Origin of the sequence: Mycobacterium aquaticum, from assembly GCF_002086485.1 — a bacterium.
GTDB lineage: Bacteria > Actinomycetota > Actinomycetes > Mycobacteriales > Mycobacteriaceae > Mycobacterium > Mycobacterium aquaticum.
In genome coordinates this window covers 13,108-25,715 of the sequence record NZ_MVHF01000013.1, presented here as the reverse complement: position 1 = coordinate 25,715, position 12,608 = coordinate 13,108, and the positions used below count along the sequence as shown (strand labels likewise).

At 68.5% G+C, this 12,608-nt stretch carries 10 protein-coding genes; 8 read left to right on the top strand and 2 right to left on the bottom strand.

Annotated features, from left to right (window positions below; all coding sequences use genetic code 11):
- Positions 1 to 46 precede the first annotated feature (46 nt).
- On the bottom strand, positions 47 to 1,261 hold the full coding sequence (locus BST13_RS14895) for a serine hydrolase domain-containing protein (RefSeq protein WP_083164804.1): 1,215 nt from the start codon (positions 1,259 to 1,261) through the stop codon (positions 47 to 49).
- 121 nt (positions 1,262 to 1,382) lie between these two features.
- On the opposite strand from BST13_RS14895, the gene BST13_RS14890 reads away from it, so the two are divergent.
- The 8 genes from BST13_RS14890 to pyrF all read left to right on the top strand — a co-directional run bounded on the left by BST13_RS14890 (position 1,383) and on the right by pyrF (position 11,556).
- Entirely contained in the window at positions 1,383 to 2,726 is a 1,344-nt protein-coding gene (locus BST13_RS14890) for an MFS transporter (RefSeq protein ID WP_083164803.1), read from the top strand.
- Between the two features lie 94 nt (positions 2,727 to 2,820).
- Positions 2,821 to 3,378, top strand: coding sequence for a bifunctional pyr operon transcriptional regulator/uracil phosphoribosyltransferase PyrR (gene pyrR, locus BST13_RS14885; protein WP_083164802.1), 558 nt, complete (start codon positions 2,821 to 2,823; stop codon positions 3,376 to 3,378).
- A gap of 16 nt (positions 3,379 to 3,394) precedes the next feature.
- Entirely contained in the window at positions 3,395 to 4,351 is a 957-nt protein-coding gene (locus tag BST13_RS14880) for an aspartate carbamoyltransferase catalytic subunit (protein WP_083164801.1), read from the top strand.
- Positions 4,348 to 5,661: a dihydroorotase gene (locus tag BST13_RS14875; RefSeq protein WP_083164800.1), complete on the top strand. Its 1,314-nt coding sequence runs from the start codon at positions 4,348 to 4,350 to the stop codon at positions 5,659 to 5,661. Before BST13_RS14880 ends, BST13_RS14875 begins: the two co-directional genes overlap by 4 nt.
- Positions 5,658 to 6,158, top strand: a complete 501-nt coding sequence (locus tag BST13_RS14870; RefSeq protein WP_083164799.1) for a PH-like domain-containing protein — start codon at positions 5,658 to 5,660, stop codon at positions 6,156 to 6,158. Before BST13_RS14875 ends, BST13_RS14870 begins: the two co-directional genes overlap by 4 nt.
- Positions 6,155 to 7,309 (top strand): glutamine-hydrolyzing carbamoyl-phosphate synthase small subunit, encoded by a 1,155-nt coding sequence (gene carA / locus BST13_RS14865; protein ID WP_083164798.1) that lies wholly within the window; start codon positions 6,155 to 6,157, stop codon positions 7,307 to 7,309. Before BST13_RS14870 ends, carA begins: the two co-directional genes overlap by 4 nt.
- Before the next feature lie 99 nt (positions 7,310 to 7,408).
- Positions 7,409 to 10,750 carry a carbamoyl-phosphate synthase large subunit gene (gene carB, locus BST13_RS14860; RefSeq protein WP_083164797.1) on the top strand — a complete coding sequence of 1,114 codons (3,342 nt, stop codon included), beginning with the start codon at positions 7,409 to 7,411 and terminating at the stop codon, positions 10,748 to 10,750.
- Positions 10,747 to 11,556: an orotidine-5'-phosphate decarboxylase gene (gene pyrF / locus BST13_RS14855; RefSeq protein ID WP_083164796.1), complete on the top strand. Its 810-nt coding sequence runs from the start codon at positions 10,747 to 10,749 to the stop codon at positions 11,554 to 11,556. The genes carB and pyrF overlap by 4 nt, the downstream gene beginning before the upstream one ends.
- Here the strand turns inward: pyrF and BST13_RS14850 are convergent.
- Positions 11,544 to 12,608, bottom strand: coding sequence for a DUF2330 domain-containing protein (locus tag BST13_RS14850; RefSeq protein WP_245839638.1), 1,065 nt, complete (start codon positions 12,606 to 12,608; stop codon positions 11,544 to 11,546). The two genes, pyrF and BST13_RS14850, sit on opposite strands and share 13 nt — an antisense overlap.

Below are 12,608 nucleotides of genomic sequence, written 5' to 3'. Positions count from 1 at the left end.
GGGCGTTGACCGCTCGAACGTTGCCGCCCTCACCGCAGGCTCAACATCAGCATTCGAGGGCCTGGTAGGTGCGCCGGACGAAGCGGGGCTGCGCCGACTGCAGCCGGGCCAGTGAGGTGTTGCCGGCGACCGCGGCAGCGTCCACCGACATCTCCGGATGGTTCTGGATCAGGTACAGCAGGATCAGATCGGCCGACGGATCGGCCTGCCACCACGTGCCGTACGCGCCCGGCCAGCTGAACGTCCCCAACCCGCCGGGCCCGTACAACTGCCGAGACTTCGCCGGATCGGTCACCAACGACAGGTTCAGCCCGAACCCACGGCCCACCCAGAACGGCGCTCCCAGAAAGGGATACTGCTTCTGCTCGGCGGTCAGCCGGTCGGTGCGCATCAACGTGACCGATTGCTCGGAGAGCACCCGTACCCCGTCGACGGTGCCACCGGCCAGCAGCATGCGGGCGAACCGCAGATAGTCGTCGACGGTCGAGAACAGGCCCGAGCCGCCGGTGCAGAACGGCGGGTCCACGATCGGCGGCGGCCCCATCACGTCATCGCGCAACAGCGTTCCCTCGGCGGCCGTGCTGTCGAGTTGGTACATCGTCGCCGCGCGGCGTCGCCCCGCGGGGGTCACCGAGAACGCGGTGTCGGTCATGCCCACCGGCTCGAAGATGCGCTCGGCCAACACCTGCGCGAGCGGCTTGCCCTCGATCCGCGACAGTGCGATGCCCAGCACGTCGGTGCCGTGGCTGTAGGTGAGCCGAGCGCCCGGCTGGTGGGCGAGCGGCAACTCGGCCAACGCGGCCAGCCACCGGTCCTGGTCCTGGCGCAACGGCAGCTTTCCGTACTCCCGGCTCAGCGGGCCGAGCACCGAGAACACGTAGGCCAGACCGCTGCGGTGGGTCATCAGGTCGTCGAACGTGATGGGTCGGCGGGCCGGTTCGGTGCGGTCCAGCGGGCCGCGGGGTTCGGTCAGCACCCGCATGTCGGCCAGTTCGGGCAGCCACCCGGTGACCGGCTCGTCGAGACGCAGCTTGCCCTCTTCCAGCAGAGCCATCGCGGCGGCGATGGTCACCGGCTTGGACATCGACGCGATCCGGAAGATGGTGTCGCGCTGCATCGGCAGCCGGGCGTCGACGTCGCGGTAGCCCAGCTCGTTGACCTGCAGGACCTTCCCCGACTGCCAGACCAGCGTGACCGCGCCGGAGAGCAGCCCGGCGTCGATGGCCTCCCGGATGGATGCTTGATTGCCGTCGAGGTTCACCCCGCCACGTTAGCCGTCACCCGGGCGGCGGGTCGCCATGGTCCCGCCGGGCATTCCTGACGAGAATCCGACCGGACTGCGCGATACTTCCCTGCGAACACCATGGCGTGAGAAGAGGCAGATGACCCAGCAGGACCAACTCGACGGCGACCCGAACTCCGTCGCCGGCTCCACACCCAGCCCGATGAACAAGGTGGCCTTCGCGAGCTTCATCGGCACGGCGATCGAGTTCTACGACTTCTACATCTACGGCACCGCCGCGGCGCTGATCTTTCCGCACGTGTTCTTCCCGAACATGGGTGCCACGATGGCGACCATCTCGTCACTGGGCACCTTCGCGGTGGCCTTCCTGTCCCGTCCGATCGGCGCAGCGGTGTTCGGGCACTTCGGAGATCGCCTGGGCCGCAAGAAAACTCTCGTCGCGACGCTGCTGATCATGGGCTTGTCGACGGTGTGCGTCGGCCTGGTGCCCAGTGCGGCAACCATCGGCATCGCCGCACCGATCATCCTGCTGACGCTGCGGCTCATGCAGGGCTTCGCGGTCGGCGGGGAGTGGGCCGGTTCGGCACTGCTGAGCGCCGAATACGCGCCGGCCGGCAAGCGGGGCATGTACGGGATGTTCACCCAACTGGGCGCGGGCGCAGGCCTGGCCGTGAGCAACCTGGTGGTGTTCATCGTCAGCGTGACGGTCGGGGAGAAGAGCGCGGTGTTCCTCGACTGGGGCTGGCGGCTGCCTTTCCTGTTCAGCGCGGTACTGCTCATCGTGGCGCTGTATGTGCGGCTGAGCATCGACGAGACACCGGTCTTCGCGCGCGAGCAGGTCACGGGAGGCGTGCCGAAAGCCCCGTTCACCGAGCTGTTCCGCACCCAGAGCCGACAGGTGGCACTCGCGGCGGGCTGCATGGTCGGCATCTTCACCATGAGCTTCCTCGGCGGCACCTATCTGATGAGCTATGCCAGCACCCGCATCGGGCACCCACGCAGTCTCATCCTCGGCGTCGGTGTGCTCGCCGGTGTGGCCCTGATGGCCTTCTCCGCGATCTCAGCGGTGCTGTGCGACCGGTACGGCCGACGCCGCATCATCCTCACGGGCTTCGCGCTCGCCCTGCCGTGGGCGTTCGTCGTGATGCCGCTGATCGACTCCCATTCCCCGGTGGGCTTCGCGGTCGCGATCGCAGGCATTTTCTGCATCTTCGGGCTGTCCTACGGACCCATCGGGTCCTTCCTGCCTGAGATCTTCGCCACGCGCTACCGCTATACCGGCGCCGGGATGGCATTCAATCTCGCGGGCATCGTCGGTGGCGCCATCCCTCCGCTGGTGGCCGGTGCGCTGGTGGCCAGCCTCGGTAGCTGGGCGGTGGGCCTGATGATCGCCTTCTTCGTCGTGGTCAGCATCGTCTGCACGGCCCTGCTGCCCGAGACGAAGGGGGCCGCACTGGGACAGGACGCCGCTGTCGCCGGATAACAGGACCGCTCTCGGCGCCTGATAAGCTACGCGGCAGTTCGACGTCCTTTAACGATCCGTCCCGAGAGGCGGAGAAGGAGGTCAGGGTCACCTTATGGGCTCTTCAAGTGCCGACCGGGAATTGATGTCTGCGGCGGACGTCGGCCGAACCATTTCCCGGATCGCTCATCAGATCATCGAGAAGACCGCGCTGGACGATCCCACCGAGCGGGCCCGCGTCGTACTTCTCGGAATCCCCACCCGCGGTGTGACGTTGGCCACCCGGCTGGCCGCCAAGATCAACGAATTCGCCGGCGTGACGCTGCCGCACGGCGCGCTCGACATCACGCTCTACCGCGACGACCTCAACTTCAAACCGCCGCGCCCCCTGGCCTCGACGTCGATCCCCGCCGGCGGCATCGACGACGCCGTGGTGATCCTCGTCGACGATGTGCTCTTCTCCGGGCGGTCGGTGCGCTCGGCGCTCGACGCGCTGCGTGACATCGGCAGGCCGCGCACTGTGCAACTCGCCGTGCTGGTCGACCGTGGCCACCGGGAGCTGCCCATCCGCGCCGACTACGTCGGCAAGAACGTGCCGACCGCACGCAACGAGAGCGTGCACGTTCTGCTGGCCGAGCATGACGACCGCGATGCCGTGGTGATTGCCCGATGAAGAGGAGACAGCTGCGATGACGACTCGTCATCTGTTGGCAGCGGCGGAGCTGACCCGGGAGGACGCGACGGCGATCCTCGACGACGCCGACCGGTTCCGCGAGGCACTGCTGGGCCGCGAGGTGAAGAAGCTGCCGACGCTGCGCGGCCGCACCGTCATCACGATGTTCTACGAGAACTCGACCCGCACCCGGGTGTCCTTCGAGGTGGCAGGCAAGTGGATGAGCGCCGACGTGATCAACGTCAGCGCCTCGGGATCGTCTGTGGCCAAAGGGGAATCGCTGCGCGACACCGCGCTGACGTTGCGGGCCGCCGGCGCCGACGCCCTGATCATCCGCCATCCCGCCTCCGGTGCGGCCCAACAGCTCGCGGAGTGGACCGCCGAGGAGGGCGGGGGAGGGCCCAGCGTCATCAACGCCGGTGACGGCACTCACGAACATCCCACGCAGGCACTGCTCGACGCGCTGACCATCCGTCAGCGGCTCGGCTCGATCGAGGGCAAGCGCGTGGTGATCGTCGGCGACGTGCTGCACAGCCGGGTGGCCCGGTCCAACGTGTCGTTGCTGGCCACCCTGGGCGCCGAGGTGGTGCTGGTGGCACCGCCCACGCTGCTGCCGGTCGGGGTGACCGGGTGGCCGGTCACGGTGTCGCACGATCTCGACGCCGAATTGCCTGCCGCCGACGCGGTACTGATGCTGCGCGTGCAGGCCGAGCGGATGAACGGCGGGTTCTTCCCGTCGGCGCGGGAGTACTCGGTGCGCTACGGGCTGTCCGAGAAGCGTCAGGCGATGCTGCCCGGCCACGCGGTGGTGCTGCACCCGGGCCCGATGCTGCGCGGCATGGAGATCGCCTTCCCGGTGGCCGACTCGTCACAATCGGCAGTCCTGCAACAGGTTTCCAACGGCGTCCACGTGCGGATGGCAGTGCTGTTCCATCTGTTGGTTGGCGCGGACCAGGAGGCGATCAGCGTATGAGCAAGAGCGTGCAGGCCAACCCGCAGGTGCTCATCCGTGGCGTGCGGCTCTACGGCGAGGGTGAGCCCGTCGACGTCCTGATCGCCGACGGGCAGATCGCCGAGATCGGCGCGGAACTGAGCGCTCCGGAGGCCGAGGTGATCGAGGCCGCCGGCCAGGTACTGCTGCCCGGATTCGTCGACCTGCACACCCATCTGCGCGAGCCCGGTCGCGAGTACGCCGAGGACATCGAAACAGGTTCTGCGGCTGCGGCATTGGGCGGCTTTACGGCGGTTTTCGCGATGGCCAACACCGATCCGGTGGCCGACACCGCCGTGGTCACCGATCACGTGTGGGCCCGAGGGCAGCAGGTCGGACTGGTCGACGTACACCCCGTCGGTGCGGTCACGGTCGGTCTGGAGGGCAAGCAGCTCACCGAGATGGGACTGATGTCCGCGGGGACGGGCCAGGTGCGGATGTTCTCCGACGACGGTCTGTGCGTGCACGATCCACTGGTGATGCGCCGCGCGCTGGAGTACGCGTCGGGCCTGGGCGTGCTCATCGCCCAACACGCCGAGGAACCGCGCCTGACGGTCGGTGCCGTCGCGCACGAAGGGCCCAACGCCGCCCGGCTGGGCTTGGCGGGCTGGCCACGATCGGCCGAAGAGTCCATCGTCGCGCGTGATGCCATCCTTGCCCGCGACGCCAAGGCTCGCGTACACATCTGTCACGCCTCCACGGCGGGCACCGTGGAATTGCTGAAATGGGCTAAGGCGCAGGGTATTTCGATCACTGCCGAGGTCACACCGCATCACCTGTTGCTCGACGATTCCCGGCTGGCCGATTACGACGGCCGCAACCGGGTGAACCCGCCGCTGCGTGAGGCCGCCGACGCCCAGGCGTTGCGGCAGGCCCTGGCCGACGGTGTCATCGACTGTGTGGCAACCGATCACGCCCCGCACGCCGAACACGAGAAGTGCTGCGAATTCTCGGTGGCCCGGCCGGGCATGCTCGGTCTGCAGACCGCACTGTCGGTGGTGGTCGAGACCATGCTGCGTCCGGGTCTGCTGACCTGGCGCGGCGTCGCCAAGGTGATGAGTGAGGCGCCTGCGGCCATCGTCGGCCTGCCGGATCAGGGCCGGCCGCTGGACGTCGGCGAGCCGGCCAACCTGACGGTGGTCGACCCCGACGCGACATGGACCGTGGCCGGAGGCGATCTGGCCAGCCGTTCGGACAACACGCCCTTCGAGCAGATGGAACTGCCCGCCACGGTGACCGCGACCCTGTTGCGGGGCCGGATCACGGCGCTCGACGGGAAGACGAGACGGTGAACACCCCTACGCTCATCGCCTCGCTGGTCATGGCGGTCGTGGTCGTCCTGCTGATCGCGTTCCTGATCAGGCAGATGCTGCGCGGCTGGTTGCATCGGGTCCAGCGGCAGGCCGACATGATCGGCACCCTGCCGCCACTGCCGGATACGGTGAGCGCCGCATCGGTCCCGGCCACCAAGGGGCTCTATGTGGGCACCACACTGGTTCCGCACTGGAACGACAAAGTCGCCGCCGGTGACCTGGGATTCCGCGCCAAGGCCGTGCTGACCCGCTATCCCGAGGGCATCATGCTGCAGCGCGTCGGCGCCGGGCCGATCTGGATCCCGCAGGAGTCCATCACCGCGATCCGCACCGAGCGCGGCATCGCAGGCAAGGCGCTCACGCACGACGGAATTCTGGCCATCCGGTGGAAATTGCCCTCGGGCACCGAGATCGACACCGGATTCCGCGCCGACAACCGCGCAGAGTACGACCGCTGGCTTGAGGAGAAGGCATGACGAACACATATGGACAGGGCAGCGGATCAGCAGGCGGCACCGCGGTGCTGGTGCTGGAGGACGGGCGCATCTTCACGGGAACCCGATTCGGGGCCGTCGGCCAGACGCTCGGCGAGGCCGTGTTCTCCACCGGCATGTCCGGCTATCAGGAGACGCTGACCGACCCCAGCTACCACGGGCAGATCGTGATCGCCACGGCGCCGCAGATCGGCAACACCGGGTGGAACACCGAGGACGGCGAAAGCCGCGGGGACAAGATCTGGGTGGCCGGGTACGCGGTGCGTGACCCGTCGCCGCGAGCATCGAACTGGCGCGCCAGCGGGACTCTCGACGATGAGCTGGTGCGCCAGGACATCGTCGGTATCGCAGGCATCGACACCCGCGCCGTGGTGCGGCACCTGCGCACCCGCGGATCGATGAAGGCCGGGGTGTTCAGCGGTGATGCGTTGGCCGATGCCGACGTGCTGCTCGACCGGGTCCGCAGCCAGCCGTCGATGTTGGGCGCCGACCTGGCCGGTGAGGTCAGCACCGATGCGACCTATGTCGTGGATCCCGAAGGCGGACACCGCTTCACGGTCGCCGCCGTCGACCTCGGCATCAAGACCAACACCCCGCGCAACTTCGCCCGCCGCGGCATCCGCAGCCATGTGCTGCCGTCGTCGATCAGCTTCGATGCGATCGCCGACCTCAAGCCCGACGGGGTTTTCCTGTCCAACGGACCTGGCGACCCGGCGACCGCCGACCACATTGTCGGGGTCACCCGCGATGTGCTCGACGCGGGAATCCCGTTGTTCGGCATCTGCTTTGGGAACCAGATCCTGGGCCGGGCCCTGGGCCGTGCCACCTACAAGATGGTGTTCGGCCACCGCGGCATCAACGTCCCGGTGATCGATCACCACACGGGCCGGGTTGCGATCACCGCGCAGAATCACGGCTTCGCGCTGGAAGGCGAGGCGGGCGAGACATTCGACACCGACTTCGGGCCGGCCGAGGTGAGCCACACCTGCGCCAACGACGGTGTGGTGGAAGGGATCCGGCTCGCCAACGGCCGGGCGTTCTCGGTGCAGTACCACCCCGAGGCCGCGGCGGGCCCGCACGACGCCAACTACCTGTTCGACCAGTTCATCGATCTGATGGCGGGGGAGAAGTAACCATGTCCCCCCGCACCGCGAGCGTGCGTGTCTGTCCCTCGACACGCCCCATTTTCACCTGCAAATGCGCACCGTCGCGCCCGACCGGAGGTGCACTCAATGCCACGTCGCTCTGATCTCAACCATGTCCTGGTGATCGGATCCGGCCCCATCGTCATCGGACAGGCCTGCGAGTTCGACTACTCGGGAACCCAGGCGTGCCGCGTGCTGCGCGCCGAAGGCCTGCAGGTCAGCCTGGTCAACTCCAACCCGGCGACGATCATGACCGACCCCGAGTACGCCGACCACACCTACGTCGAGCCGATCACGCCGGCGTTCGTCGAGAAGGTGATCGCGCAGCAGGCCGAGCGCGGCAACAAGATCGACGCGCTGCTGGCCACCCTCGGCGGGCAGACCGCGCTCAACACCGCGGTCGCGCTGCACGAGAACGGGGTGCTCGAGAAGTACGACGTCGAGTTGATCGGCGCAGACTTCGAGGCGATCCAGCGTGGCGAGGACCGCCAGCGGTTCAAGGACATCGTCGCCAAGGTCGGTGGCGAATCCGCCCGCAGCCGTGTGTGTTTCACCATGGACGAGGTCCGCGAGACCGTCGCCGAACTCGGTCTGCCGGTCGTGGTGCGACCGTCGTTCACCATGGGCGGGCTCGGCTCGGGCATGGCCGCGACCGTCGAGGACGTCGAGCGGATGGCCGGCGACGGCCTGGCCGCCTCGCCCAGCGCCAACGTACTGATCGAGGAATCCATCTACGGGTGGAAGGAATACGAGCTCGAGCTGATGCGCGACGGCCACGACAACGTCGTGGTGGTGTGCTCGATCGAGAACGTCGACCCGATGGGCGTGCACACCGGGGACTCGGTGACGGTGGCTCCGGCGATGACGCTCACCGACCGCGAGTACCAGGTCATGCGTGATCTCGGCATCGCGATCCTGCGCGAGGTCGGCGTCGACACCGGCGGCTGCAACATCCAGTTCGCGGTCGACCCCCGCGACGGCCGGCTCATCGTCATCGAGATGAACCCGCGCGTATCGCGTTCCAGCGCCCTGGCATCCAAGGCCACCGGTTTCCCGATCGCCAAGATCGCCGCCAAGCTGGCCATCGGCTACACCCTCGACGAGATCCTCAACGACATCACCAAGGAAACCCCGGCCTGCTTCGAACCCACGCTGGACTACGTCGTGGTCAAGGCGCCGCGGTTCGCGTTCGAGAAGTTCCCGGGGGCCGACCCGACGCTGACCACCACGATGAAGTCGGTGGGCGAAGCGATGTCGTTGGGCCGCAACTTCATCGAAGCACTCGGCAAGGTGATGCGCTCACTGGAGACCAGCCGCGCCGGATTCTGGACAGCGCCCGACTCGGATCTGACGGTCGAGGAGCTGCTCGCCAACCTGCGCACGCCGACCGACGGCAGGCTCTACGACATCGAGCAGGCACTGCGCCTGGGAGCCAGCGTCGAGGACGTCGCCGCGGCCTCCGGCGTCGACCCATGGTTCGTCGACCAGATCGCCACGCTGGTCGCGCTGCGCGCCGAACTCGTCGACGCCCCGGTGCTCGACGAGGCGCTGCTGCGGCGGGCCAAGCACAGCGGCCTGTCGGACCGCCAGATCGCCGCGCTGCGACCGGAATTGGCCGGCGAGAGCGGGGTTCGCGCGCTGCGGGAACGTCTCGGCATCCACCCGGTGTACAAGACCGTCGACACGTGTGCGGCCGAGTTCGACGCCAAGACGCCGTACCACTACAGCAGCTATGAGCTCGATCCCGCCGCCGAGACCGAGGTGGCGCCGCAGACCGACAAGCCCAAGGTGCTGATCCTGGGTTCGGGGCCAAACCGGATCGGGCAGGGTATCGAATTCGATTACAGCTGTGTGCACGCCGCCACGACGTTGAGCGCGGCCGGATTCGAGACCGTGATGGTCAACTGCAACCCCGAGACGGTGTCCACCGACTACGACACCGCCGACCGGCTGTACTTCGAACCGCTCACGTTCGAGGACGTGCTGGAGGTCTACTACGCCGAACAAGCTTCCGGCGCAGGCGGACCCGGCGTCGTGGGGGTCATCGTGCAGCTCGGCGGGCAGACCCCGCTCGGGTTGGCCGAACGGCTGGAGAAGGCCGGCGTCCCGATCGTGGGCACCAGCCCCAAGGCGATCGACCTGGCCGAGGACCGCGGCGCCTTCGGTGAGGTGCTGACCACCGCCGGGCTGCCCGCCCCGCGCTTCGGCACCGCCACCAGCTTCGAGCAGGCCCGCCGGATCGCCGCCGACATCGGCTACCCGGTGCTGGTGCGGCCGTCGTACGTGCTCGGTGGGCGCGGCATGGAGATCGTCTACGACGAAGAGACCCTGCAGGGCTACATCACCCGCGCCACGCAGCTGTCCCCGGAACATCCGGTGCTGGTGGACCGGTTCCTGGAAGACGCCATCGAGATCGATGTCGACGCCCTGTGCGACGGCACCGAGGTGTACCTCGGCGGGATCATGGAGCACATCGAGGAGGCCGGCATCCACTCCGGCGACTCGGCGTGCGCCCTGCCTCCGGTCACGTTGGGGCGCAGCGACGTCGAGGCTGTGCGCCGCGCCACCGAGGCCATCGCCCACGGCATCGGCGTGGTCGGCCTGCTCAATGTGCAGTACGCGCTCAAGGACGATGTGCTCTACGTGCTGGAGGCCAACCCGCGGGCGAGCCGCACGGTGCCGTTCGTGTCCAAGGCCACTGCCGTTCCGCTGGCCAAGGCCTGCGCGCGGGTGATGCTCGGTGCCACCATCGCCGAGCTGCGCGAGGAAGGCATCCTGGCCCGCACCGGCGACGGCGGGACCATCGCGCGCAGCGCCCCGGTCGCGGTCAAGGAGGCTGTGCTGCCGTTCCACCGGTTCCGCAGAGCCGATGGCGCACAGGTCGATTCGCTGCTCGGACCGGAGATGAAGTCGACCGGCGAGGTCATGGGCATCGACCACGACTTCGGCACTGCGTTCGCCAAGAGTCAGACCGCGGCCTACGGATCGCTGCCTGCCCATGGCACGGTGTTCGTCTCGGTGGCCAACCGGGACAAGCGCTCGCTGGTGTTCCCGGTGAAACGCCTGGCCGATCTCGGATTCCGCGTGCTGGCCACCGAAGGAACCGCAGAGATGCTGCGCCGCAACGGCATTCCGTGTGACGAGGTGCGCAAGCACTTCGAGGAAGCAACTGGGGCCCATCCGCTACCGTCGGCGGTCGACGTGATCAAGGCCGGCGAGGTCGACATGGTGATCAACACGCCGTACGGCAACTCCGGGCCGCGTGTCGACGGATACGAGATCCGCTCGGCGGCCGTATCGATGAACATCCCGTGTGTCACCACGGTGCAAGGCGCTTCGGCGGCGGTTCAGGGCATCGAGGCGGGCATCCGCGGCGACATCGGCGTGATGAGCCTGCAGGAGCTGCACAGCTCCTTCGAGGCGCGGTGACCGCGGGCGGGTTCGGGGACCGGCTGACGGCTGCGGTCGCTGCCCGGGGGCCACTGTGTCCCGGCATCGACCCGCACCCCGAGTTGCTGCGGGCCTGGGGACTGGACACCGACCCTGACGGGCTGCGCCGGTTCTGCGACACCTGCGTGACGGCGTTCGCCGACTTCGCGATCGTCAAACCCCAGGTCGCCTTCTTCGAGGCTTACGGCTCAGCCGGTTTCACCGTGCTCGAGGACACCATGGCGGCGCTGCGCGACGCCGGGGTGCTGGTGTTGGCCGACGCCAAACGCGGGGACATCGGCTCCACCATGGCGGCGTACGCGGCGGCGTGGGCGGGCGACTCCCCGTTGGCGGCCGACGCCGTGACGGCCTCGCCGTATCTCGGCTTCGGCTCGCTGCAGCCGTTGCTCGACACCGCGACGGCAAACGGTCGCGGGGTTTTCGTCCTGGCCGCCACCTCCAACCCGGAAGGCGCAGGCGTGCAGCGTGCGATGGCGGGGGACCGCACGGTCGCGCAGTCGATCGTCGATGCGGTGGCCGACGCGAACCGCTCGGCGGCCGGTGCGTTCGGTGTCGTCGTGGGTGCCACGGTCACCGAACCGCCCGACCTGAGCAGCCTGGGCGGCCCCGTCCTGGTGCCCGGGGTCGGTGCGCAGGGTGGCCGTCCCGAGGCACTGGGCGGGCTCGGGGGCGGAAAACAGCTCCTGCCCGCGGTGTCGCGGGAGGTGTTGCGCGCAGGGCCCGGGGTCGACGAGTTGCGGGCGGCCGCCGAGCGGATGCGCGACGCGGTGGCCTATCTGGCCTGACGCCGGGACTTGAGTATCCGGACGGCGATCAGGGCCGTGCCGGCCGCACAGAGCAGCGGAACCAGTGCGACGAGCGCCAGTCCGGTGAGGTCACCGCGGTCGCGCTCGCGGTAGATCACCTGTTGATACGGCGTATCGCTGGCTGCGGCCGCGAATATGTAGTCTCCGGAAATACTTGCCGGAGTGCCGATCTCGTTGGTCCAGCGGGTCAGGAACGCGCCGTCTCCGATGAACGGGGCAAGGTCGGCGGAGACCGCGTCGGAGTCGAGGTGCCCGGCGAACTGGAGCGTCGGATCGTCACCCGGCACTGGGACCGCCGTCGGATCCATCCGGTGCTCGGCCAGCACGTAGAGGTCGACCGACTGTGGGGTCTTGGCGGATTGCGACAAGCGCATCGGATAGACGGCACGGTCGGCGTCGAACGACAGCCGCAGCGGTTGCAGGGCGCCGGTCAACGTGGCCCCGCGTGCGTCCGGCACGAGCCGGATCGCCACCACCTGCCAGCCGTCGGCCACGTACGGCGCCAGGTTACGGTCCAGGCCGGCCGGGTGTGCGAATCCCTTCGAGGTCAGCCAGGCGCTCAGGGCCGCCGGATCGTCGGCCGCCAGCCGCGTGACGTCGAACGGGCCGATGCGCTGGTTGCTGAGCACGTCGACGTGATGCCCGGGTGCCGCGGCTGACACCAGGCCGTCCGCGCTGCCGAAGCCGTGCAGCCAACCGAACGACGGCCACCACGAGTCGCGGTATTCGATGCGGGGCGCCGTCAACTGGGCGAGCTCGTCGAAGATGCCCGTCTCGCCGAGCGTGACGTCGGCCGCGGACGGCACCGGCATGATCCACGCCGCCGTGTTGGATTGCCCCCGCACGTTCAACGACATCAGGATGTCCTCGCGGTGCCCGTTCCAGGCCACCAACGCGCGTTCGTTGACCACTGCCGGGCCCGCGGTGTCGGGGATGTATGCGCCGCAGCCGCAGGCCCACGCAGGAGCCGCGACATTGGCCGTCAGACCGACCAGCATCAGGATGAGTACGGCAACCCCCGACCGGATCAC